At 37.6% G+C, this 1,417-nt stretch carries 1 protein-coding gene; it reads left to right on the forward strand.

The window, feature by feature from the left end; translation table 11 throughout:
- Positions 1-120: 120 nt before the first annotated feature.
- A complete protein-coding gene (locus tag BU202_RS10325; protein WP_075105674.1) occupies positions 121-1,377 on the forward strand; it encodes an ISL3 family transposase in 1,257 nt (418 codons plus the stop codon).
- Positions 1,378-1,417 lie beyond the last annotated feature (40 nt).

A 1,417-nucleotide genomic window follows, 5' to 3' on the forward strand; every position in this document is an offset into this window, starting at 1 on the left:
GGCTCTATAATTTCTGTAGTGGGTAAACCCACCCTGGAGATTATAGGGCTTTTTGAGTATCAAAAAAGTCCCATAAGACTTATAATGAAAAGCGACCAAACTCACATTAGAAAGTAGCTTATGGAACAATTCAATAATACCACAACTCTCATCGGAATGAAAGACAAAAATATCACCTTAAACAAGGCTTTGAAACACAAAACTCATATCGAACTCATCGCTACACTAGACTATCAGCCGCCTAAATGTAAATATTGCAAGGGAATTCAGATTAAATATGATTTCCAAAAACCTTCTAAAATTCCCTTTATCCAAATCGCTGGTTTTCCTAGTCTTATCCGCTTGAAAAAGAGAAGATTCCAATGTAAAGCCTGCCGAAAAGTGACTGTAGCCGAAACCAGCCTTGTGAAGAAAAATTGTCAAATCTCTGAAATAGTGAGACGCAACATCGCTCAACTCCTACTCAACAGAGAAGCTCTTACCCATATTGCTTCTAAACTCGCTATTTCTACCTCTACTGTCTATCGCAAGCTCAAGCAATTTCAATTCAAAGAGGACTATACGAATTTACCTCAAGTATTATCTTGGGACGAATTCTCCTATCAGAAGGGAAAACTGTCCTTTATCGCCCAAGATTATAACACTAAGAAAATCATCACCATTCTTGATAACAGAAGACAAACAAGCATCAGAAATCATTTCTTTAAGTACTCAAAAGAAGCTAGAAACAAGGTCAAAGTCGTCACTATGGACATGTCTGGCAACTATATGCCTCTAATCAAACTGCTGTTTCCCAACGCTAAAATTGTTCTCGATCGCTTCCACATTGTCCAACACATGAGTAGAGCAATGAATCAGACAAGGGTACAAATCATGAAACAGTTTGACAAGAAATCTCTTGAATACCGAGCACTCAAATACTACTGGAAACTCATTCAAAAAGATAGCAGAAATCTGTCTCCTAACGCCTTTTACTCTCGAACTTTCAGAGAAACCTTAACACCTAGAGAGTGTCTTAATACGGTATTCAACCTTGTGCCTAAACTCAAAGACTATTATGACCTTTATCAATTACTTCTCTTTCACTTGCAAGAGAAGAATTCTGAACTGTTCTTTGGGTTAATACACGAGGTTCTACCATCTCTCAATCACACCTTCAAAACGGCTTTAAATACTTTTATACGCTACAAAACTTACATCATCAATGCCATGGAACTTCCTTATTCTAACGCCAAGCTGGAAGCTACCAACAAACTCATCAAAGACATCAAGCGAAATGCTTTTGGCTACAGGAACTTTGACAACTTTAAAAAACGCATTTTCCTCGCTTTGAACATCAAAAAAGAGAAGACCAAGTTCGTCTCCTCTCGTGTTTAGTTATATGTCACCCACTACAATTGACAAAGTGCCCTATTTT

This window comes from Streptococcus cuniculi (assembly GCF_001921845.1).
GTDB classification, from domain to species: Bacteria; Bacillota; Bacilli; order Lactobacillales; family Streptococcaceae; genus Streptococcus; species Streptococcus cuniculi.